The organism is Sporichthyaceae bacterium (assembly GCA_036269075.1).
GTDB lineage: Bacteria > Actinomycetota > Actinomycetes > Sporichthyales > Sporichthyaceae > DASQPJ01.
The window spans coordinates 16,611-39,433 of the sequence record DATASX010000108.1 but is presented as its reverse complement, the minus strand read 5'-3'; the positions used below and the strand labels follow the sequence as shown (position 1 = coordinate 39,433).

Genomic DNA, 22,823 nt, shown 5'->3' with positions numbered 1-22,823 from the left:
CCGTCAGCCTGCGGGCGCGATGACCACACGCTCCTCGGCGAAGTGGCAGGCGCTCGGGTGGCGGGCCAGGCGCTCCACCAACTCCGGCACCTCGGTTGCGCACTTGTCCTGCGCCTTCCAGCAGCGGGTCCGGAACCGGCAGCCCGAGGGCGGGTCGGCCGGGCTGGGCACGTCCCCGGTCAGCCGGATCACCTCCCGCCGGCCCCGCAAGGTCGGGTCGGGCACCGGCACCGCCGAGAGCAACGCCTGCGTGTACGGGTGCGTCGGGTGCTCGTAGATCTCGACGTCCGTGCCGATCTCGACGATCCGGCCCAGGTACATCACCGCGACTCGGTCGGACAGGTGCCGGACCACGGACAGGTCGTGGGCGATGAACAGGTAGGACAGCCCGAACTCCTCCTGCAGTTGCTCCAGCAGGTTCATCACCTGGGCCTGGATCGAGACGTCGAGCGCGGAGACCGGCTCGTCGCAGATGATGATCTCCGGCCGTAGCGCGAGCGCGCGGGCGATGCCGATCCGCTGCCGTTGCCCGCCGGAGAACTGGTGCGGGTACCGGTTGATGTGCTCCGGATTCAGCCCGACCACATCGAGCAGTTCCTTGACCCGCCGTGCCCGATCGCCCCTCGGCGCCACGTCCGGGTGGATCTCGAACGGCTCCCCGACGATGTCGGCCACCGTCATCCGGGGGTTCAACGACGAGTACGGGTCCTGCATGACCAACTGGATCTTGCGTCGCAGCCGCCGGTGCGCGGCGGCGTCGAGGAGGAAGATGTCCTGGCCGTCGTGGTACGCGTGGCCGGAGGTCGGTTTCTCCAGGCCCATCAGCAGTTTGGCCACCGTGGACTTGCCGCAGCCGGACTCGCCGACCAGCCCGAGAGTCTCCCCGCGGTGCAGGTCGAAGCTGACCCCGTCGACGGCCTGCACCGCACCGACCTGACGTCTGATCACAATCCCCTGGGTCAGCTGGAAGTACTTGACCAGGTCGCGGACCTCCAGGACCACCTCGTCATTGGGGCCACTACTCGCCACCGTCGACCACCTCCTGCCAGAAGTGGCACGCGCTACCCCGGTTGCCGGCGAACTTCACCAGCGGAGGGACCTCCGTGCGACAGATGTCGCGCACGTACTTGCACCGCGGGTGGAACGAACAGCCGCTGGGCAAGTTGGTCAGCGTGGGCGGCAGACCGCCGATCACCGAGATCGCCCGGCCCTTGTCGTCCAGCCGCGGGATCGACTCGAGCAGCCCCTTCGTGTACGGGTGCGCCGGGTTGGCGTACAGGTCGGCCGCGTCGGCCTGCTCGACGATCCGCCCGGCGTACATCACCGCGATCCGATCGGCCACATCGGCAACCACCCCGAGGTCGTGGGTGATCAGGATCAACGCCATCCCGGACTCGCGTTGCAGTTCGGCGAGCAGGTCCATGACCTGGGCCTGCACGGTGACATCCAGTGCGGTTGTCGGCTCGTCGGCGATCAGCAGCGCCGGGTTCAGCGCGATCGACATCGCGATCATCACCCGCTGCCGCATGCCGCCGGAGAACTGGTGCGGGTAGTCGTTGACCCGCGCCTTGGCCGACGGGATCCCGACCCGGTCCATCAGCTCGACGGCCTTCGCCTTCGCGTCGCGGCGCGCGAGGCCCTGGTGCACCCGGAACATCTCGCCGATCTGCCAGCCGACCGAGAACACCGGGTTCAGCGCCGACAGGGCGTCCTGGAAGATCATCGCCAGCGCCGGGCCACGCAGCGCGCGCCGCTTGTCCTCGGACATCTTCAGGACGTCCTCGCCCCGGAAGCGCACCGACCCGCCGGTGACGTAGCCCGGCGGGGTGTCCAGGATCCCCATGATCGCCTGGGCCGTGACGCTCTTGCCCGACCCGGACTCGCCGAGCACGGCCAGGGTCTCCCCCGGCCGCACCGCGTAGCTGACGCCGTTGACCGCCCGAGCCACTCCCTCGCGGGTGCGGAACTCCACGTGCAGGTCGGCGACCTCGAGCAGCGGCGCCGTCGGTTCGGCCTGGGTCGCGCCGGCGGTCGGCTTCGGTTGCGTCATCAACGCTGCTTCGGGTCGAGGGCGTCGCGGACGGCGTCGCCGAGCACGATGAACGCGAGCACCGCCAACGACAGGAACAGCGCCGGGAACAGCAGCACGTGCGGCGAACTGCGCACGATGTTCTGCGCGTTGTTGATGTCGATGCCCCAGGAGACCGTCGGCGGGACCAGCCCGACGCCGAGGTAGGACAAGGTCGCCTCCGCGCCGATGAACCCGCCGAGCGCGATCGTCGCGTAGACGATCACCGGCTGAACGGCGTTCGGGAGCACATGTACCCGCAGGATCCGCGGCACCGATGCGCCCAGCGCCCGGGCCGACGCGACGTAGTCGGCCTCCTTCACCTGCAGCGTGGTCGAGCGCATGATGCGGGCCAGGCTCGGCCAACCGAACAGCGCCAGGGCCGCCACGACCTTCAGCACCGGCCCCCAGAAGCTGCCCGCACCACCGGACGGGAACGTCGTCAGCACGATGATCGCGCCGAGCAGGAACGGGATCGAGAAGAAGACATCCGCGATGCGCGAGACGACCGAGTCGAACGCCCCGCCGTAGAACCCCGCGAGCATCCCGACCAGTCCGCCGAGCACGGTGACCGCCAGCGTCGACAGGATCCCGACGACGATCGAGGCCCGCGCCCCGTGGATGACGCGGGAGTAGATGTCGCAGCCCTGCAGGTCGTACCCGAACCATGCCTCCGAGGACGGCGGCTTGCGGGTGTTCGCCAGGTCGCACAGGTTCGGGTCGGTCCGACTGAACAGCCCGGGGAACGCGGCCATCAGCACGAACACCACGATCAGCAACGCCGAGACGATCACGACCGGGTTTTTGCGCAGGTCGTCCCAGGCGTCGCGACCCAACGACCGGGCGCGTTCGCTCGCGACCGGTTCGGCGACCGCCGCCAGCCCCGGGTCACTCATGGCTCACGCTGCGATCATCGATGATTGAACGGGGCTCTTTGATGCGCGGATGGGGCTCTCTCATACGCGGGCGGGGCTCACTCATAGCGGATCCTCGGGTCGATGACCGCGTAGAGCAGGTCGACCAGCAGGCTGGTGAACAGGAACACCACGACCAGGATGCTGACCACGCTGGTCACGGTGTTGCCCTCCTTCTGCCCGATCCCGCGGTAGACGAGGTTGCCCACGCCGTGGATGTTGAAGATGCCCTCGGTGACGATGGCCCCGCCCATCAGCGCCCCGATGTCGGCGCCGACGAAGGTGACCACGGGAATCAGCGCGTTGCGCAGCGCGTGGATGCCCAGGATCCGCCGTGTCGGCAGGCCCTTGGCCCGCGCGGTGCGGATGTAGTCGGCGCGCAACACCTCGGCCAGGCTGGTCCGGGTGATGCGGGAGGCGTAGGCCAGCGACAGGCTGGCCAGCACGAAGCCGGGCAGCACCAGTTCGTGCAGCGTCCCGTCGCCGGCGGTCCCGGGCAGCCAACCCAGCCGGAACCCGAACAGGTACTGCAGCACCGTCCCGGTGACGAACACCGGAAGGCCGATCAGGACCAACGTCACCACCAGCACGCTCTTGTCGAGCAGCCCGCGGCGTTTGATCGCGCTCAGCACGCCCATTCCGATCCCGATGACGATCTCGAACCCGATCGCGATCCCGGTCAGCTTCATCGTCGTCGGATACGCGTGGGTGATCTGCGGCGCGACCCGTTGGCCCGAGGAGTCCTCGCCGAGGTCGCCCTTCACCAGGTTGCCCAGGTACTTCACGTAGCGTTCCGGCAGCGGGTCGTCGAGGTGGAACTGCGCCCGGTAGGCGGCTGCGTACGCGGGCGGACAGGGCCGGTCGCCGCACTTGCCGGCCACCGGGTCGCCGGGCAGCGCGAACACCATCGCGAAGATCAGGAACGTCGCCCCGACGAGCACGGGGACCATCTGCAGCAGGCGCCGGATCACGTATCGGGCCAACTGCTACTCCCCACCGACGTCGAGCACGAACGCCGTCACTTGAATCGCCGTCACTTGATGGTCACCGCGGCGAGGTTGTACGTCCCGAACACCGTCAGCGAGGCATTCGCGACCCGGTCGGAGAAACCCCCGACGAGCTTCGAACTCCACATCGGCAGCGACGGCATGTCGTTGGCCAGCAACGCCTCGGCCTGCTCGTAGGCGGCGTTGGCGGCGGCCACCGAGCTCTGCTCGCCGGCCTCCTTGAGCTTCGCGTCGAAGGCCGGGTTCGAGTAGTCGTTGTCGTTCGAGGAGGCCCCGGTCCGGTAGATGGGGGTCAGGAAGTCCTCGATCGAGGGGTAGTCCATCTGCCAGCCGGTGCGGAACAACCCGTGCATCTTGTGGGAGACGATCTGGTCGCGGAAGGACTTGAACGTGGCCACCGGCGTCGGGTCGCACTCCACGCCGAGCACCTTGTGGATGCTGTTGCACACCGCGGTGATCCACGGACCGTGATCGGCGCCCTCACCGGTGTTGTACGAGATCGTGATGGGGCCCTGGTGGCCGCCGGCCTCCTGGTAGAGCGCCTTTGCCTGGGTCGGGTTGAACACGCACCACTGCCCGCACGCGCCCGCCTTGTACCCGTTGACCACCGGCGAGACCCAGCCGGTCGCGATCTGCTTGGTGCCGCCGAAGACCGCGTCGATGATCGACTGCCGGTCGATCGCCATCGACAGCGCCTGCCGCAGCTTCACGTTGTTGTAGCTGGGGTCGACCTTGGCCGGCGGGAAGTCGACCGACTGGAACTGCCCGACCACCCGGGAGAACGACCGCCCGGGGATGTCCTGCTGGTAGGCAGAGCCGAGCAGGGCCGCGGTCGGCAGCACGTCGAGCATGTCGAGGCGGTTGGAGATCAGGTCGTTGTAGGCCGCCAGCGAGGACGTGTAGACCTTGTAGACGACCTCGGAGATGTGCGGCTTGCCCGCCCGGTCGTAGTTCGGGTCGGCGGCCAGCACGTAGCCGGCGTCCGGGTTGCCGGAGACGAACTTGAAAGGGCCGGCCCCGATCGGGTGCACCCCGAACGCGGCGCCCTTGTCGCGGAAGAACGAGTCCGGCAACGGCGCGAACGCCTCGTACCCGACGACCAACGGGAAGATCGAGTAGGTGTCCTGCATCGTCGCGGTGAAGGTGTAGTCGTCGAGGACCTTCAGCCCCGACATCTTGTCGGTCGTCGGGGTCTTGGCCGAGACGTCACCGTAGCCGGCGATGGGCTCGAAGAACGAGGCGTCGGCCTGCGCGTTGGGCGCGTACGCGGCGAAGTTCCAGGCGTCGACGAAGTTGTGCGCCGTGACCTGCGTGCCGTCCTGGAACTTGATCCCGGGCTTCAGCTTGATCGTGTAGACCTTGCTGTCCGTCGTGTCGATCGACTGCGCCAGGTCGTTGCTCGGGTTGCCGGTCTCCGGGTCGTAGCGGACCAGCTTCGCGGTGACCTGGTCGAGGATGTTGCCGCCGCAGACCTCGTTGGTGTCCGACGGGATCAGCGGGTTCTGCGGCCGACAGCCGGAAACCGTCAGCGCGCCGACCGTGCTCGCCCCGAACGCGGTGTCGTCGCCACCCCAGTCGCCGCAGCCGGACAGGACGAGCATCGCCGCGACGGCGAGCGCGGCGCCCCGGTGCCGGCGGGCGACTCGGATCCGCATTCGAGCCTCCCGGGCCGGCCCGGCAGTGTGGGCTGCTGCCGGAAGTTTCGTACCAATTGTCACGACCGTACCCACGAGAAGCGATCACCCAACCCGGGCGTTACCGGTTCGTAGCCCCTCGCTCCGCCCACCAGGCGCGCAGCGCGGCCCGCGCGGCTTCGGAGTCCAGCGGGCCCTGCTCGATGCGCAGGTCCAGCAGGTACCGGTACGCGGCGCCGACGTCCGGGCCCGGCCGCAGCCCGAGTTCGGCCATGATCTGGTTGCCATCCAGCGCCGGACGTAGGGAGGCGAGCTCCTCCTCCTCGGCCAGCTTGGCGATCCGGTTCTCGAACTCGTCGTAGGACTTGGCCAGCGCGGCGGCCTTACGCCGGTTGCGGGTTGTGCAGTCGGCCCGGGTCAGCTGGTGCAGCCGCTCCAGCATGTCCCCGGCGTCGCGCACGTAGCGGCGCACGGCCGAGTCGGTCCACTCGCCGGTGCCGAACCCGTGGAAGCGCAGGTGCAGCTCGACCAGCCGGGCGACTTCCTCGGTCGTGGCCTTGTCGAACCGCAGCGCCTTCATCCGCGTTCTGGTCATCTGGGCGCCGACCACCTCGTGGTGGTGGAAGCTGACCCGGCCGGCGGCCTCGTTGCGCCGGGTACGCGGCTTGCCGACGTCGTGCATGAGTGCGGCGAAGCGCAGCACGAAGTCCGGGCCGTCGGTCTCCAGCGCGATGGCCTGCTCGAGCACGGTCAGGGTGTGCTCGTAGACGTCCTTGTGCCGGTGGTGTTCGTCGATCTCCAACCGCAGGGCCGGCAGCTCAGGCAGGCACCGGTTGGCCAGCCCGGTGTCGACGAGCAACTGCAGGCCACGTCGCGGCTGCGCGGCGTCGACGAGCTTGATCAGCTCGTCGCGGATGCGCTCGGCCGAGATGATCTCCAGCCGCTGGCCCATCTCGACCAGCGCCGTGTGCACCTCGGGGGCGACGTCGAAGCCCAGCTGGGCGGCGAATCGGGCGGCGCGCATCATCCGCAGCGGGTCGTCGGAGAACGATTCAGCCGGGGTCCGCGGGGTGCGCAGCACCTTCGCGGCCAGGTCGCGCAGGCCGTCGTGCGGATCGACGAAATCCGCTGCCGGCAGCCGCACCGCCATCGCGTTGACCGTGAAGTCGCGGCGCACCAGGTCGTCGCCGAGCGACTCGGAATAGGTGACCTCGGGCTTGCGGGAGGAGCGGTCATAAACGTCGGCCCGGTAGGTGGTGATCTCCAGCTGGTAGCCCTCGCGCCGGGCCCCGACCGTGCCGAACGCGGCCCCGACGTCCCACACCGACTCGGCCCAGCCCCGCAGGATCTGCGCGGTCCGCTCCGGCCGGGCGGAGGTGGCGAAGTCCAGGTCATGGCCCAGCCGGCCGAGCAGGGCGTCCCGGACCGAGCCGCCTACCAGAGCCAGCTCGGCGCCCGCGGCCTCGAAGCGGCGGCCCAGTTCCACGGCCACCGGGGAAACCCGAATCAACTCGGCCACCGCCCGTCGCTGCGCCGCTGACAGCCCGTTGGTGGGGGCCGGCGGCGGCGCGGTCGAGTCGAGGGATTTCGAGGCAGACACGACCGGCCAGCCTAGTGCCCGATCGGCACCTTCCGACCGGGCGGCCGGACGGCCCCGCGGACATATCAATTCGGCACGCGCCCGCCCCGCTGCGGCAACGCGAGGTCAGGCCACCGCCACAGGAATAACATCGACAGGTGTCACGCTCCCGTGCGCAGTCGTCGCCCAAGCGTTTGCGCACGGTTTCCGAGGTGTCCGCCGGGGGTTTGGTGGTCGACCGCGGCGGCCCGGTGGCCCAGGGCGCTCTGATCGGACGCCTCGACCGACGCGGTCGGCTGCTCTGGTCACTGCCCAAGGGACACCTCGAGGCCGGTGAGAGCCCCGAGGAGGCGGCAGTCCGCGAGGTGCAGGAGGAGACCGGCATCCGCGGCCGGGTGCTCTCCAAGCTCGGGGTCATCGACTTCTGGTTCGTCGCCGACAGCCACCGGGTGCACAAGACCGTCCACCACTTCCTGCTCGAGGCCGAGTCCGGCGAGCTGTCCGACGCCGACATCGAGGTCGACGAGGTGGCCTGGGTGCCGCTGACCGACCTGACCCGCAAGCTGGCGTACGACACCGAACGCAAGCTGCTGACCTCGCTGGCCGAGCAGCTCGGGCTGCCCAGCGCCGAGGACCCCGAGCAGGCGGACGGGGCATGAGCGAGCGCAGCGAGTGAATCAATGTCCCAGCGTCCGCCACCCACGACTCGCACCGACGATCGGCGGCGAACCGGTGAGTCACGCCGCCACGTCCGGGCGGCGCCGGTACCGCCTGTTCTGCCTGGGCGCCGCGCTGACCCTGATCGTCGCCAGTCCGTTGGCCGCCGCGCCGGTCGGGGCGGCGCCCGCGCCGACCGGTGCGCAGGTGCTGCTGGACGACATGACCCCGAGCGCGCCGCAGGCGAACAGCAAGCTCGTGCTGCGCGGCGAGCTGCGCAACACCGGCGCCGGGACGATCCGCCAGGCGTCGGTCTCCCTGCTGCTGCGCCGGCGCCTGCTGATCGACCGCGGCGAGGTCAAGACGCTCGCGGAGGCCACCGACCTCCCGGCCGGCAGTGAGCCGATCGCCGGGACCGGCGGCCCGCTCGGGCGCGACGTCGCGCCCGGGGCGTCGGTGCCGTGGACGATCACCGTCCCGATCAGCGCGCTGCACCTGGGCGCCGACGGGGTCTACGCGATCTCGGTGCAGGCCGCCGGCCAGCGGGACAACACCACCCCGGGGGTCCGCCGCGTCGGGAGCCTGACGACGTTCCTGCCGTACCTGTCCAAGCCGAAGTCGTTCCGCCCGGTGACGATCAGCTGGCTCTGGCCGCTGGCCGGCACCCCGGCCCGCGACGGCACGGGCGCGTTCCTGCAGCGCGCGGCGGGCGGGGAGTTCGCGCCCACCGGTCGGCTGGCGCAGTTGGTCGCCACGGTCGGCAAATACCCGGTCACCTGGCTGCTCGACCCGGAACTGCTCGACTCGACCGCCGAACTGAGCGTGGCGCACCAACGAGTCAACGGCAGCGGCACGACCGACGAGGCCGCCGATCCGGGCGCCGCCAAGTGGCTGTCCGACGTGCGGACGGAGCTCGCCGGGAAGCCGGTGGCCGCGCTGCCCTACGGCGACCCGGACCTGGCCGGGCTGGTGCACAACGGCTACCCGGGCGCGATCGCGAGTGCCGAGGCGCAGTCCCGCCTGGTCACCGGTCGCACCCTGGACCGGCAGTCGGACACCAGCGTCGCGTTCCCGCCCACCGGGCTCGCCGACAAGGCGACGCTCGCGGCCCTGCGCACGGGCGGGACCCAGACCGTCGTGCTGTCCGGTGCCCAGTTCCCGGCGCTCGCGACGCTCAACCACACCCCGACCGGGCGGGTCGGCGTCGACACCGAAGCCGGTCATCTCGAGGTCCTGATCGCCGACACCGGGTTGACCGACGACCTGTCCGGCGACCTGTCCGCCGCGGGCACCGGCGCCCCGGCGGCGCAGCGCCTGCTCGCCGACACCGCGATGATCACCCTCGAGCGGCCGAACGAGCAGCGCAGCATCCTGATCAACCCGCCGCGACGGTGGAACCCCAGCCCGGACAGCGCCGGTCGGCTGCTCAACGCGGTCAACGGCGCCCCGTGGCTGCGCCTGGCCGAGCTGAAGTCGCTCAGCGTGCTTCCCGTCCCGTCCGAGTTGGCGAATGCGAACCCGGCCTACCCGCCCGTCCCCGGGCCGCACGAGCTGAAGCCCGGATACGTGAATCGGCTGCACGGCACCGCCACGGACCTCGACCGGCTCAGCGCCGTCCTGGTCAAACCGGGTCCGATGATCGAGAGCCTCACCGACGCGACCCTGGTCGCGGCGGCGTCGACCTGGACAACCGATCCGAAGGGCGCCAACACCTACCTGCGTAACCTCGCCGACCAGGTGCAGGACGACACCGGCAAGGTGAAGGTGGTCGGGCGCAGCATCGTCACGCTGTCCAGCAGCAACGGCAACATCCCGCTGACGATCTACAACGAGTTGGACGCCCCGGTCCGGGTGCGCGCCGAGGTTCAGCCCTTGGTCGCCGGCCGGTTGCGCACGCAGGCCTCGGACCTGGTCACGATCGCCGCCGGACGCAAGGTCCCGGTCCGGATCCCGGCGAAGGCCACCGTCAACGGCATCACCCGGGTCGAGGTCGACCTCGTCGACGCGGCCGGCGACCGCTTCGGTTCGCCGATGCCGCTGCGCGTGAACGTGACCAACTACGGCAGCGTCGGGCTGATCATCGTGATCGGCGGTGGCGGCCTGCTGTTCACTGCTGCGGTGATCAGGAACATCCGTCGAATCCGTAAGGCCCGGGCGGCGCCCGCCTCGAGCGGCCGGGCCGCCCGCACCGTGGACGCGGTCCAAGCATGACTGGGGTACCCGCCGAGGCGGTCACCCGATCCAGCGCGGTGATGGCCGTGGGCACCGCGGTGTCGCGGCTGACCGGCTTCGTCCGCGACGTCGTCCTGATCTGGGCCATCGGCACGGGGTTCCTGGCCGACACCTACAACGTCGCCAACACGGTGCCGAACGTCATCTTCATCCTGCTGGCCGGCGGTGCGCTCAACGCGGTGTTCGTGCCGCAACTGGTGCGGGCGATGAAGAACGACGCCGACGGCGGCACCGCGTTCGCCGACCGGTTGATCACGGCGATCGGCTCGATGCTCATCGTGATAACCGCACTGGCGGTGCTGGCCGCGCCGTGGGTGGTCAGCGCGTACGCGTGGAGCTTCACACACTCCGGGTCGCACGCGAACTACACGGTCGCAGTCACCTTCGCCCGGTACTTCCTTCCGCAGATCTTCTTCTACGGCCTGTATGTGATGCTCAGTCAGGTGCTCAACGCCCGGGGCAAGTTCGGGCCGATGATGTTCACCCCGATCCTGAACAACTTCGTGGTGATCGGCACCGGCATCGCGTTCCTGGTGATGAACCACAACGCCGACCCGACGACCTCCAACGTGACGGCGAACGAGATCCGGGTGCTCGGGATCGGGACCACGCTGGGTGTGGTGATCCAGGCGCTCGGGTTGCTGCCGTCGCTGCGCCGGACGAACTACCGGTTCCGGCCGCGGCTCGACCTGCGCGGCAAGGGACTCGGGACGTCCTACCGGTTGGCGACCTGGACGCTGCTGTTCGTCCTGGTCAACCAGATCGCCTACCTGGCCGTGGTGCAGATCGCGACCTCGGCCGGCGACACGGCCGCCGCGATGGGCTTCGACGGCCGCGGCTTCACCCCGTACACGAAGGCCTACCTGATCCTGTTGCTGCCGCACGGGGTGATCACCGTGTCGGTGGTGACCGCGCTGCTGCCCCGGATGAGCCGGGCGGTGGCCGACGGCCGCATCGACGACATGCGCGCCGACCTCGCGACGGGCCTACGGCTGACCGGGGCCGTGCTGGTGCCCTCGGCGGTGGCGTTCGGGGTGCTCGGGCCGAGCATGTCCGTGTTGATGTTCGGCCACGGGAACACCTCGATCTACAACGCCGAGTACATGGGGTTCGTGCTGTCCGCGTTCGCACTCGGCCTGGTCCCGTTCACGATCCACAACCAGTTGTTGCGCGGGTTCTACGCGTTCGAGGACACCAGGACCCCGGTCACCATCAACGTCTGGATCGCCGCGACCAACATCGTGCTGGCGATCGGCTGTGCCGAGGTGCTGCCCGCGCGCTGGGTGGCGGTCGGGCTGGCGGTGAGCTACTCGGTGTCCTACATGGTCGGGGTGCGGATCTCGGCCAACCGCCTGGCCCGGCGGATCGGGCCGTTGGACCCCTCGGTCCGGACGACCTACGACAAGTTGGTGATCGCGTCGGTGGCCGCCGCGGTGCCCGCGTTGGCGATCGGCGAGCTGGCCTACCACCGCTGGGGCACCGGGCAGAAGGGGTCGCTGGTGACCGTGATCGGCGGCGGGTTGGCGATGGTGGTCACGTTCCTGATCGTCGCGATCTTCATGGAGATCCGTGAGGTGATCCGGCCGATCGACAAGCTGCTGAACCGTTTGGGGTGGTGAGTCCGGACCCGCCGGAGTAGTGACCGTGCTGCGGCGCCGCGCCGACCTAGGATGGAGCGGACGAGGGCGTCCCACCCCGACCGGCGCTCCCTCGGTACGGAAGGACTGCTGGTGGCACGAGCGACCCCGGAGGTCGGCACCCGAATCGGGGGCCGCTACCGGCTCGCGGAGCTGATGCGGGACTACGACGGGATCGCGTTCTGGCACGCCACCGACGAGATGCTGGCCCGTCCGGTCGGCATCTACCTGATCCCCGAGGACCACGACCTGGCCGAGGCGGTGGTCGCCGCCGCGCAGGCTGCCGCGAACATCGACGACCCTCGGTTCGTCCGCATCCTCGACGCAGTCCGAACTGACCAGGTCGTCCACGTCATCCAGGAATGGATCCCGACGGCTCGGCCGGTGCGCGTGGTGCTCGCCGAGGAAGGTCCGTTGGGCCCGGCGGACGCCCAGGTGATGATCACCGAGGCCGCGGAGGCGTTGAGCGTCGCCCACGAGGCCGGGCTGGCCCATCTGCGCCTCCAACCGAACACCGTGCTGATCACGCCGGCCGGCCAGGTCAAGATCTTCGGGCTGTGCGTGGAGGCGGCACTGCACGGCACGAGCGCGGTCGACCCGGCCCGGGCCGACACTCGGGGGCTGGCCCGGGTGCTCTACGCGATGCTCACCGCGAAGTGGCCGGAGGGCGAGGCGTTCGGCCTGCCCGCCGCGCCGTACGAGAACGGGGCGATCTGCACGCCCCGGCAGGTCCGGGCCGGCGTGCCGGACGCGGTCGACTCGATCGTCGACCGGGTGCTGAACCCGCGGCCGCGGGCCGGCAGTCCGCTGCGGACGCCGGCTGAGCTGGCCGCCGCGATCCGGAAGGTGCCGCATCGGACCCCGAGCCCGCCGCCGGCCAAACCGTCCGCCCCGCGCACCTTCGCCCCGCCGACGCCCAGTGCGGCCTCGGGCCCGTCCTGGCGACCGTCGAACGCCACCCGGGGCGCGCAGATCGGCGTCGCGTTCGTGCTGGCGCTGGGCCTGTCGCTGCTCGGCTGGCAGATCGCCCGGGCGATCGGTTCGGGCAGCGGGTCGAACTCGGACGCCACCGGGGCCGACACCCTGCAAACGATCCCGATCGCCGACGTCATCGACTTCGACCCGGCACCCGGTGGCGACCAGACCGAGAATCCGGAACAGGCGCCGCTTGCCGTCGACGGCAAGGCGGACACCACCTGGCACACCAACCGGTACCGGACCGCGACGTTCAACAAGTCCAAGCCCGGGGTCGGGCTGGTGCTCGACCTCGGTCACGCCCAGGTGGTGCGCCAGGTGAAGCTGCTGCTGCCGGTCGCCGGCACCTGGTTCCAGATCCGGGCCGCGGGAGCCTCGGCCTCGACCGCGCCCACCGACCTGGATTCCTACCTGGTGCTGTCCTCGGCCGACAACGCCCCCGCCGAGGACACGCTGCGGTTCGCATATGCGACGAACACGCGGTTCATCCTGATCTGGTTGACCCGGCTGCCGAAGGATCCCTCCGGCGGCGGGTACCGCAGCGGCATCTCGGAAGTAACCGTGAGCGGTTGATCACGTCCACCCCCGCGACGGCTCGCCGAAGCCTCCCCGCCCTTCGCGTACCGTGTACCAAGGCTTACCTTGACAGTCTTTCCCGGGAGACGCCTGCGCCGATGTTGACTGAACTGAGCCGGATGCCGGGCCGTTGCCGGCGACCGGCCAGGAGGGCAACGTCCCACGCCCTTCTTGCGGGTGCGCCCGCGGGGCGGCGAGGGTCCAGTTCTGTCGGATGCCGCGGCCATGGCTGAGCTGACGGCGACCTCCGACCGCGAGCTGCTGGAACTGCACCGGGAAGGCGACCCGGACGCGTTCGGCGAGATCGTGCGGCGGCACCGCGACCGCATGTGGGCCGTCGCGCTGCGCACCCTGGGCGACCCGGAGGAGGCGGCCGACGCCGTCCAGGACGCGCTGGTCTCGGCCTACCGGGCGGCGGGCGCTTTTCGTGGTGACTCCGCGATCACCACCTGGCTGCACCGCATCGTCGTCAACGCCTGCCTGGACCGGGCCCGGCGCCGCAGCATCCGGCGCACGGTCCCGCTTCCGGACCAGGAGAACGACGAGGACCGCGGCGGCCGGGATGTCGCCATCGCCGACGACCCGACCGACGATGCCGATCTCTCGATGGACGTCGCGGCCGCGTTGGCCACCCTGCCGATGGACCAGCGAGCCGCGCTTGTGCTGGTTGACCTGCAGGGATACCCCGTGGAGGAGGCCGGGAAGATCCTCGGCGTACCCACTGGAACCGTGAAGAGTCGGTGCGCACGCGGACGTGCCCGACTACTTCCGTTGCTGGCACATTTGAGGCAAGGGAACGAGATTGGCTCCGCCTGCGTCGAACCGGAGGTGAGTGCCAAAGTTGTGCCTCTGCACCGGGGTGCGACGCCGGCAGTCGGTGGGGGACCGCCTGGCCCAACGGGCTCGGCGGAAGGAGCGGACCAGCGGAAATGACTTACGGCGAGCACGTATCTACAGACACTCTGGCGGACCACGCCGAGGGTCTCCTCGGCGAGTCCGAGGCCGGACGGGTGTCGGCGCACCTCGATTCGTGTGCCGACTGCCGTGACACTGCCATGTTGTTGGCCTCCGTCTCGGACATCCTCGCGTCCGACGACCCCGGGCCGATGCCCGCACAGTACGTCGCCCGCATCAACGCGACTCTGGCCGAACTGGCCATCGCCGAACCGGTGACGCCCGGGTTGTCCGCCCGGCCCGCCACCTCGGTGGCGGCGGCCACCGGCGGCGGGGCCGAGGTCATCGACCTCGCCTCGCGGCGCAAAATCATGATGACCGGCCTGCGCCGGGTCAGCACGGTCGCGGCCAGCGTCGTGCTGCTCGTCGGCGGGGTCGCGCTCGGCATCGAGTCGGTCGGCAACCACAGTGAGCAGCCCGACGCGGGATCGGTCCCGCCGCCGGAGGTCCAGGCGACCTACCTGTCGGCCGACGTGCTCAACGTCCCCAGTGGCGCGGTCAAGAACGCCCAGGGCAACTACGTGACCTCCGACGGCTCGGTCTACGTGGTCAAGGGCAAGGACACCAAGACGGCGGTCAAGGTCCTTCAGCCCGGTGGCGGCGAGATCGTGCAAGGCGCGAACGGCCACCCGATCCAGGTTCAGCCCGCCCAGCCCGTTGGCACGCAGAACAACAACTCGAAGGCGGGCGGCAACGCGGCGCCGCTGATCATCCCCAAGGGCCACAAGAACGAGCCCTCGGGTGGCAACCCGGCGGCCGGCCAGACCAACCCGCCCGCGGCCACGCAGGCTCCCGCAGCCGGTCCGACCCCCGCCGCCCAGCCGGGCAAGCAGATGGCCGCGCCGAACACCGCCACCAAGCCCGGCGGTCGCGTCGGCACCGAGAACGTGCCGGGCAAGTCCGAGGGCGACCCGTACGTCACCCAGACCGGCCAGGCCTACAACGAGGACAACTTCGCCTCGAAGGTCATGGACCTGGTCTCGCAGGCCGACCAGCACACCGAGTCGAACGACAGCGTCCCGGCAGGCGGCGGCCAGAGTGCCGGCGGCGACCCGGCAGCCCCGGGCGACCCGGCGGCTCCTCCGGCCAGTGCGCCGAGTTCCTCGACCACAACGGCCGACACCACGTCCTCCGGGGTCAGCCCCTCCCAGAACGTGGCAACCAACTACTCCGCGCCCTCCGCGGCCGACCTGGCGCCGGTCGCGCACGGCCCGGCTTCGGCGAACGTCCAGGCCCGAGTGCTGCGCTGCGCGAGGCAGATCGGCCGCGCGGCGGTCGCCGGCGACGAGGGCACCTGGCAGAACAAGCCCGCCACGGTCGTGGTCGTACAGAGCGACAACGCGAACCAGGTCATCGGCTACGTCTTCTACGGCGAGTGCCATGGAGCGGCGAACCCGGCGCAGACGCCCTGGTCGCAGCCGGTCGACAAGCCGGGCACCGGGTCGGCGGCGCAGTCGACGACCCAGCCCAAGCGGGTCGGGGCTGTCACACCGTCGCAGACACAGGTGAAGTCCTCGGTCCCGGCGGCCACCGCCGACCCGCTGGACACCTCGACCCCGCAGCCGCTGGAGACGAAGGCGTTCTTCCCCTCGGCCGGCAAGCCCTAGTCGTTCGTTCCCCGGCCCGGCAACCGCGGGCCCGGGAACAACGCAGCCCTAGGATCGGTTTTCGGCAACGTGAAGTTCGCGGCCCAGGTCGCGAAAACTGACGAGCGAGGACCGGCGTGAGCGAGCAACGGAACGTCATCATTGTTGGGTCGGGCCCGGCGGGCTACACGGCAGCCGTCTACGCGGCGCGCGCGGACCTGAACCCGCTGGTGTTCGAAGGCGCGGTCACCATGGGTGGCGCGCTGATGAACACCACCGAGGTCGAGAACTTCCCCGGTTTCGCTTCCGGGGTCCAGGGCCCGGATCTGATGTTCGCGATGCGCGCCCAGGCCGAGCGGTTCGGGGCCCAGTTGGTCGGCGCCGACGTGACCGCGGTCGACCTGACCGGACCGGTCAAGAAGGTCACCGCCTCCGACGGCGAGCACACCGCCACCACCGTGATCCTGGCGACCGGCTCCCGCTACAAGGAGTTGGGGCTGACCAACGAGAAGCGGCTGTCCGGCCACGGGGTGTCCTGGTGCGCGACCTGCGACGGGTTCTTCTTCCGCGACCAGGACATCGCGGTGGTCGGCGGCGGGGACTCCGCGATGGAGGAAGCCACTTTCCTGGCTCGGTTCGCCAAATCGGTGACCGTCATCCACCGCCGGGCAGAGTTGCGCGCCAGCAAGGTCATGCAGATGCGCGCCTTCGACAACCCGAAGATCAAGTTCCTGTGGGATTCCGAGCCGATCGACGTGATCGGTGAGGACAAGGTCACCGGGCTCGTGGTGCGCAATCTGAAGAGCGGCGAGGAGTCCAAACTAGATCTGACGGGCCTGTTCGTCGCGATCGGCCACGACCCGCGCTCGGAACTGTTCAAGGGTCAGGTCGCCCTGGACGGCGAGGGCTACGTCAAGGTGGCCTCGCCCAGCACCCGGACCAACCTGAGCGGTGTGTTCGCCTGCGGCGACGTCGTCGACCACATCTACCGTCAAGCCATCACCGCGGCGGGTACCGGGTGTGCCGCGGCCCTGGACGCAGAGCGGTTCCTGGCCGACGCCGAGCACTGATCGCACCGAACTTCAGCACCCGCCACCGGCTCGCAGCGCGAGCCGTCGAGAGGAGAAAAGACACCATGGGTTCCATCGGGGAAGTCACCGACAAGACCTTCGAGTCCGACGTGCTCGGTGCTGACGTACCGGTGCTGGTCGACTTCTGGGCGCCATGGTGCGGACCGTGTCGCCAGGTCGCTCCGATCCTCGAGGAGATCGCCGCCGAGAACGAGGGCAAGATCCGAATCCTGAAGCTCAACGTCGACGAGAACCCGAAGACCGCCGCGAAGTACGGCGTCGTCTCGATCCCGACGATGAACCTCTACTCGGGCGGCCAGGTCGTCAAGCAGATCATCGGCGCCAAGCCGAAGCCGATGATCCTGAAGGACCTCGCCGAGTACGTCTGAGCCTGATCCGACGGGTCGACCGGTATCGCACCGGTCGGCCCGTCGCCATGTCGGGACCCGGAGCCCCCGATGTCCTCATTCAACGGCTCGCGCAAACCAGCGGTTCGTCACGGAGCAATCAACCGCGTGCGTGCACCCGGCGGGGCTAGGCTCGACCCTTGTTCGGCCCGAGCCCACTGCGTGGGCAGCACTGGGAGGAGACACCGGCGTGGACAGCCGACTGCCGCACCCGGTGCACCGGCGGGGCGACACCGGTCCGACTGTTGCCGAGATTCGGCGGAAGCTGGCGATCCTGAGCCTGCTGCCCGACTCGCCGGACGCTGTCGACGATCCCGCCGAAGCGAGCTTCGACGACGCCTGCGACCGCGCGGTCCGGCACTTCCAGCAGCAACGCGGCCTGAACGTCGACGGCCTGGTCGGCCGGGAGACGTACGAGGCGCTCGAGGAAGCCCGCTGGCGGTTGGGCGACCGGGTGCTGTCCCACCAGGTCAGCCGATCGCAGCGGGGCGACGACGTCGCCGCGCTGCAGCGCCGACTGCTGGAGATGGGCTTCAACTGCGGTCGCGTCGACGGCATCTTCGGCGCCGAGACCGCCGCCGCGCTGCGCGAACTCCAACGCAGCCTCGGGGTCAGCGCCGACGGCACGTGCGGACCGGAGACATTCCGCGCGCTCGAGCGGCTGAACCGCACCGTCGTCGGCGGCCACGCCCACCGGTTGCGCGAGGCCGAGGCCGTGGCCCGCGCCGGCCCCCGGCTGGGCGGCAAGGTGGTCGTGATCGACCCGGGGCACGGCGGGCTCGACCACGGCAACGTGGGCAACGGGCTGACCGAGGCGTCGATCGTCGAGGACCTGGCCGCGCGCATCGAGGGCCGGCTGACGGCCACCGGCGTACAGGCCTACCTGACCCGTGCGGTCAGCGCCCGGCACGCCTCCCGGGTCGACCTGGACGACGAGGCCCGGGCGATGTTCGCCAACGAGGCCCGCGCCGACCTGGTGGTGTCCCTGCACGTCGACAGCCACCCCAACGCGGGAGCCTGCGGCGTGGCGACGTACTACTTCGGCACCGACCGGTACGGGCAGTCCAGCGCGACCGGCGAGCGCTTCGCCGAGCTGCTGCTGCGCGAGATCGTGGCCCGCACGGATCTGCTCGACTGCGGCTCCCACGGCAAGACGTGGGACCTGCTGCGCCGCACCCGGATGCCGGCCGTCCGGCTCGACCTGGGGTATCTGACCAACCCCGGCGACGCGGCCCGGCTGTCCGACGCGTCGTTCCGCGACGTGGTCGCCGAGTCGATCGTGATCGCCGTCCAAAGGCTGTATCTGCCGGCCGACGACGACGCCCCCACCGGCGCGCTGCGGATCAACGAGCTGTTCGCCGGCAAGGCTATCTGACGCATCGTCAGATAAATCTGACTACCCGTCAGACTGGACGGAACGCAGGTTCCGGGGTCATCGAGCCCAGCAGTCGCTCCAGCGCGATCTCCACGTCCTCGCGCCACGACACCGTGGTTTTGAGCTCCAGGCGCAGCCGCGGGAAGCGGTGGTGCGGCCGGACGGTCTTGAACCCCACCGCGCGCAGGTAATCGGCCGGAACCAGACAGCCCTCGGACTCTCCCTTGGCGTCACCGAAGGCCTCCATCGCCTTGACCCCCCGGCGCACCAGGTCCTTGGCGGCGCCCTGCACCAGCATCCGACCCAGTCCCCCGCCGACGAACTCCGGCACGATGAACGCGGTCGTCAGCAGCACGGCATCCGCGCTGACCGGTGAGGTCGGGAAAGCGATCGAGCGGGGGACGTAGCCGGGCGGGGCGTAGGCCACGTAGCCGGCGGTGAAGCCGTCGACCTGGACCAGCTTGCCGCAGGAGCCCCACTCCAGCAGCGTCGCGGACACCCAGGCCTCCTTCTCCAGCGAGGTGTCACCGGCATGGCTCGCGCGGTCGCCGGAGACCGGGTCCAGCTCCCAGAACACGCACGAGCGGCACCGGCGGGGCAACTGGTCGAGGTTGTCCAGCGTGATGTTGACCAACCGACGTGTCACGACACCACCTCTGGCTAGAGCGGTGGGGGACAGCCTAGGGCCGGTCGCACGCCGTCACCAGATCCGCAAGGCGTTCGTCGCGATCGCCCGCGGGACGGTTGCGTTGATCAGCTGTTGGGCCCCATCAGGGCCACGATCCGTTCCAGGTCGTCGACCGAGGCGAACTCCACGATCATCCGGCCCCGGCCCTGACTCAGCTGGACCTTGACCCGGGTGTCCCACCGGTCGGCCAGAGCGGCAGCGATGTTCTCCGCCGCCTCCGAGCGCGGGTGCGCGGCCGGGGAACGCCGGATCTTCGGCTTGCTCCCGTCGCCGATCGCGGCGAGCTCCTCGACAGCTCGCACCGACAACCCCTCGGCCACGATGCGCCCGGCGATGCGCTCCTGCTCGTCGGAGTCCTCGATCGACAGCAAGGCGCGGGCGTGACCGGCCGACAGCACGCCGGCCGCGACCCGACGCTGTACCGCGACCGGGAGCTTCAGCAGTCGCAGCGTGTTCGACACCTGGGAGCGCGACCGGCCGATCCGGGCGGCCAGCACGTCATGGGTGCAGTCGAAGTCCTTGAGCAGTTGGTCGTAAGCCGCCGCCTCCTCCAACGGGTTCAGGTCCGCACGGTGCAGGTTCTCCAAAAGTGCGTCCAGGAGGAGCTTGTCGTCCTCGGTCGCTCGCACGATCGCCGGGATCGTCGTGAACCCCGCCAGCTGGGCGGCGCGCCACCGGCGCTCCCCCATGATCAGCTCGTAGCTGCCCGGGCCGGTCGACCGCACGACCACCGGCTGGAGCAGACCGACCTCGCGCAACGAGTGGGTGAGCTCGGCGAGCAGGTCCGGGTCGAACACCTGACGCGGTTGGCGCGGATTGGGCACCACGGCCGAGAGCGGCAACTCGGCGAAGTAGGCGCCGGCCGGGACCTCGAACTCCGGTGCCGGGGCCCCGGAGGCCCGGGCCGCCGAAGCGGCACCGGCTTCCTCCGGCGGCGCGGTCGGGATCAGTGCGCCAAGCCCGCGGCCGAGTCCGCGGCGGGCCGGGGCGAGAGACGGAACACCCTGACGCGGCTGAGACACTGCAACGCTCCGAGAGGTCGAGATCGGTTACGGCTGAGCCCCGAGAGCGGGGCCAAGTCTGGCACGGATGTTTCACGTGAAACGTTCGGCCGCGGCGGACGCGCCGCATACCGAGCAGCCGGTCACTGCGCGGGCGTCGCAGGCTCCTCGACGACAGCGGCCCGGGCGAGCTCCCGGCCGGCCTCGAGGTAGGACAGCGCACCCGGGGAACCCGGGTCGTAGGTCAGCACGGTCTGGCCGTGGCTCGGGGCCTCGGACAGGCGCACCGAACGCGGAATCGTCGTCCGCAACACCCTCGGGCCGAAATGCCGCCGCACCTCCTGGGCCACCTGCTCGGCCAACTTGGTGCGCCCGTCGTACATGGTCAGCAGGATCGTGGAGACGTCGAGCTTCGTGTTCAGCCGGCTGCGCACCAGCTCGATCGTGTGGAGCAGCTGGGTCAGTCCCTCCAGCGCGTAGTACTCACACTGGACCGGGATCAGGACCTCACCGGCAGCGGTCAGCGCGTTGACCGTGAGCAGGCCGAGCGAAGGGGGGCAGTCGATGAAGACGTAGTCGACCCCCTCCAGCTCCGAGGCGGCCAACGCTCGGCTCAGCCGGGTCTCGCGGTGGTCCATCGACACCAGGTCGATCTCCGCGCCGGCCAGGTCGATGGTCGCCGGCACGCACGCCATGTTGGGCACGTCGAGGACCGGAACCGCGGCCTCGACGATAGACATCTCCCCGGTGAGCACGTCGTAGACGGACGGGACGTCACGGTGGTGGTCGACGCCGAGTGCCGTCGAGGCATTGCCCTGGGGGTCGAGGTCGATCAGCAGAACGTTCAGGCCGTGTATCGCCAGTGCCGCGCCCATGTTCACCGCGGTGGTGGTCTTGCCGACGCCGCCCTTCTGGTTCGCGACAACCATCACCCGCCGACGCGCGGGCCGCGGGAGCCGGGGCATGACCCCGGCCCGCATCGCGGCAGCCTTCCGAGCCGCGGACATGATCGGGAGGTCGTCGCGTCCCTGGCCGGAGTCGCGCCAGCCGAACTCCGACTCGTGGTCCGAGCCGGGCTCGTCGCCGGAAGGCAAAGGTCGACTCGACCGGAACATCCAACCCGCGACCACGGACACTCATCTCCTTGTTTCACGTGAAACATTCGTCATCGCATACGGCCGGTGCCGACTCCCCGCGACGCCGACGTGGTGACCTCGACAACCGTGGTGGGTGGATCGACGACCCCCACTCCGTAACCTCTCACAACCACGTCCGCGACACCCGCAGAGCGCAGGTGGGAACCTGCGGCCGCGACTTCCGCCGCCGCCGCCGCGCCCTTCATCGCCAGCAACCGACCGCCGGGGGCGAGCAGCGGCAGCGTCCAACCCAGCAGCCGATCCAGCGGGGCGACCGCTCGTGCCGTCACCACGTCGAGGGCACCGCGCAACTCGACGCACTCCTCGGCTCGGCCGCGGCGCACCCGGACGTTGGGAAGTTCGAGGCTCGCCACCGTCTCCGCCAGGAACATCGCGCGGCGCAGCATCGGCTCGACGAGGACGACCTCGACATCAGGCAGGACGATCCCGAGCACTATGCCCGGCAGGCCGGCGCCGGAGCCGACGTCGGCCACGCGGCGGGCCGACCCGACCGCCTCGGCGACGACGGCGCAATTGAGCAAGTGCCGGTCCCAGAGGCGTTCGACCTCGCGGGGGCCGATCAGCCCGCGGACGACACCGGCGTCGGCGAGCACGGCCGCGTACTGCTCGAGCTTCGGCAGGTACGGCTCGAAGTTGCGCCGGGCAGCCTCGGGAGCGGGTGGTGCCAACTGATCCATCTTCCGGCGCGGATCAGGACGGGTGGACGACCACCCGACGATTGGGCTCCTCGCCCTCGGACTCACTGCGCAGGCCCGCCGCGGCGATGGCGTCGTGGATGACCTTGCGCTCGAACGGGGTCATCGGCGCGAGCTTGACCGGTTCGCCGCTCGCGCGCGCCTCCTCCGCGGACTTGCTTCCGAGCTCGGTCAGCTCCTCACGACGGGCGGCCCGGAAGCCACCGATGTCGAGGATCAGCCGGCTGCGCTCGCCGGTGGCGCGCAGCACCGCGAGCCGGGTGAGCTCCTGGACGGCGTCGAGCACATTGCCGCCGCGGCCGACGAGCTGCTTGAGGTCGGCGCCCACGACGGACACCGCGGCGCGGTCGCCCTCGACGTCCATGTCGATGTCACCGTCGAGGTCGGCTATGTCGAGCAGCCCCTCGAGGTAGTCGGCCGCGATCTCGCCTTCCTGCTCCAGCAGTTCCAGGCGCGCCTTCGACGGCTTGCGCGGCGTCCGCGGACGCGAGCCGCCGCTGCCGGACTCGTCGGACTCGGCCGAATCGGAGTCGGACTCCTCGTCGAGGATGTCGAGGTCCTCGTCGACCACGGACTGCTCGCCGGACATCGGCTCTGGTGCACTCACCGTT

Annotated in this window: 20 protein-coding genes; 9 read left to right on the top strand and 11 right to left on the bottom strand. The window is 70.2% G+C overall.

All coding sequences use genetic code 11. The features are described 5' to 3' along the window. Positions 1–3: 3 nt before the first annotated feature. The 6 genes from VHU88_20160 to VHU88_20135 form a co-directional block, all read right to left on the bottom strand. Positions 4–1,029 carry a dipeptide ABC transporter ATP-binding protein gene (locus tag VHU88_20160; GenBank protein HEX3614013.1) on the bottom strand — a complete coding sequence of 342 codons (1,026 nt, stop codon included), beginning with the start codon at positions 1,027–1,029 and terminating at the stop codon, positions 4–6. Then, positions 1,019–2,050 (bottom strand): ABC transporter ATP-binding protein, encoded by a 1,032-nt coding sequence (locus VHU88_20155; protein HEX3614012.1) that lies wholly within the window; start codon positions 2,048–2,050, stop codon positions 1,019–1,021. The genes VHU88_20160 and VHU88_20155 overlap by 11 nt, the downstream gene beginning before the upstream one ends. Next, the gene (locus VHU88_20150; GenBank protein HEX3614011.1) at positions 2,050–2,964 is read right to left on the bottom strand and encodes an ABC transporter permease; all 915 of its coding nucleotides are present in this window, start codon (positions 2,962–2,964) and stop codon (positions 2,050–2,052) included. Before VHU88_20150 ends, VHU88_20155 begins: the two co-directional genes overlap by 1 nt. Positions 2,965–3,041: 77 nt before the next feature. Continuing rightward, positions 3,042–3,965 (bottom strand): ABC transporter permease, encoded by a 924-nt coding sequence (locus VHU88_20145; protein ID HEX3614010.1) that lies wholly within the window; start codon positions 3,963–3,965, stop codon positions 3,042–3,044. Positions 3,966–4,015: 50 nt separating this feature from the next. Then, on the bottom strand, positions 4,016–5,644 hold the full coding sequence (locus VHU88_20140) for an ABC transporter substrate-binding protein (protein HEX3614009.1): 1,629 nt from the start codon (positions 5,642–5,644) through the stop codon (positions 4,016–4,018). Positions 5,645–5,744: 100 nt separating this feature from the next. Further along, positions 5,745–7,223: a CCA tRNA nucleotidyltransferase gene (locus VHU88_20135; protein HEX3614008.1), complete on the bottom strand. Its 1,479-nt coding sequence runs from the start codon at positions 7,221–7,223 to the stop codon at positions 5,745–5,747. A gap of 137 nt (positions 7,224–7,360) precedes the next feature. Between VHU88_20135 and VHU88_20130 the strand changes: the two genes are divergently transcribed. The 9 genes from VHU88_20130 (at position 7,361) to VHU88_20090 (ending at position 18,671) form a co-directional block, all read left to right on the top strand. Next, the gene (locus VHU88_20130) at positions 7,361–7,861 is read left to right on the top strand and encodes an NUDIX hydrolase (GenBank protein HEX3614007.1); all 501 of its coding nucleotides are present in this window, start codon (positions 7,361–7,363) and stop codon (positions 7,859–7,861) included. Positions 7,862–7,934: 73 nt separating this feature from the next. Beyond that, positions 7,935–10,070, top strand: coding sequence for a DUF6049 family protein (locus VHU88_20125; GenBank protein HEX3614006.1), 2,136 nt, complete (start codon positions 7,935–7,937; stop codon positions 10,068–10,070). Then, the gene (murJ, locus tag VHU88_20120) at positions 10,067–11,710 is read left to right on the top strand and encodes a murein biosynthesis integral membrane protein MurJ (protein HEX3614005.1); all 1,644 of its coding nucleotides are present in this window, start codon (positions 10,067–10,069) and stop codon (positions 11,708–11,710) included. Before VHU88_20125 ends, murJ begins: the two co-directional genes overlap by 4 nt. A 111-nt stretch (positions 11,711–11,821) precedes the next feature. Further along, positions 11,822–13,276, top strand: a complete 1,455-nt coding sequence (locus VHU88_20115; GenBank protein ID HEX3614004.1) for a protein kinase family protein — start codon at positions 11,822–11,824, stop codon at positions 13,274–13,276. 228 nt (positions 13,277–13,504) lie between these two features. Next, positions 13,505–14,212: an RNA polymerase sigma factor SigM gene (gene sigM / locus VHU88_20110; protein ID HEX3614003.1), complete on the top strand. Its 708-nt coding sequence runs from the start codon at positions 13,505–13,507 to the stop codon at positions 14,210–14,212. A 122-nt stretch (positions 14,213–14,334) separates the two neighbouring features. After that, positions 14,335–15,840: a hypothetical protein gene (locus tag VHU88_20105; protein ID HEX3614002.1), complete on the top strand. Its 1,506-nt coding sequence runs from the start codon at positions 14,335–14,337 to the stop codon at positions 15,838–15,840. 116 nt (positions 15,841–15,956) lie between these two features. Beyond that, positions 15,957–16,889, top strand: coding sequence for a thioredoxin-disulfide reductase (gene trxB, locus VHU88_20100; GenBank protein ID HEX3614001.1), 933 nt, complete (start codon positions 15,957–15,959; stop codon positions 16,887–16,889). A 65-nt stretch (positions 16,890–16,954) separates the two neighbouring features. Next, positions 16,955–17,278 carry a thioredoxin gene (gene trxA, locus VHU88_20095; protein ID HEX3614000.1) on the top strand — a complete coding sequence of 108 codons (324 nt, stop codon included), beginning with the start codon at positions 16,955–16,957 and terminating at the stop codon, positions 17,276–17,278. 208 nt (positions 17,279–17,486) lie between these two features. After that, the gene (locus VHU88_20090) at positions 17,487–18,671 is read left to right on the top strand and encodes an N-acetylmuramoyl-L-alanine amidase (GenBank protein HEX3613999.1); all 1,185 of its coding nucleotides are present in this window, start codon (positions 17,487–17,489) and stop codon (positions 18,669–18,671) included. Between the two features lie 28 nt (positions 18,672–18,699). Here the strand turns inward: VHU88_20090 and VHU88_20085 are convergent, their stop codons facing one another. The 5 genes from VHU88_20085 to VHU88_20065 all read right to left on the bottom strand — a co-directional run bounded on the left by VHU88_20085 (position 18,700) and on the right by VHU88_20065 (position 22,819). Beyond that, entirely contained in the window at positions 18,700–19,317 is a 618-nt protein-coding gene (locus VHU88_20085) for a GNAT family N-acetyltransferase (GenBank protein HEX3613998.1), read from the bottom strand. A gap of 107 nt (positions 19,318–19,424) precedes the next feature. Continuing rightward, positions 19,425–20,381 (bottom strand): ParB/RepB/Spo0J family partition protein, encoded by a 957-nt coding sequence (locus VHU88_20080; protein HEX3613997.1) that lies wholly within the window; start codon positions 20,379–20,381, stop codon positions 19,425–19,427. A 122-nt stretch (positions 20,382–20,503) separates the two neighbouring features. Then, complete coding sequence (locus VHU88_20075) at positions 20,504–21,496, bottom strand: ParA family protein (protein HEX3613996.1); 993 nt, start codon at positions 21,494–21,496, stop codon at positions 20,504–20,506. Positions 21,497–21,525: 29 nt separating this feature from the next. Next, positions 21,526–22,194 carry a 16S rRNA (guanine(527)-N(7))-methyltransferase RsmG gene (gene rsmG, locus VHU88_20070; protein ID HEX3613995.1) on the bottom strand — a complete coding sequence of 223 codons (669 nt, stop codon included), beginning with the start codon at positions 22,192–22,194 and terminating at the stop codon, positions 21,526–21,528. Between the two features lie 13 nt (positions 22,195–22,207). Beyond that, positions 22,208–22,819, bottom strand: a complete 612-nt coding sequence (locus VHU88_20065) for a R3H domain-containing nucleic acid-binding protein (protein HEX3613994.1) — start codon at positions 22,817–22,819, stop codon at positions 22,208–22,210. Positions 22,820–22,823: the final 4 nt, after the last annotated feature.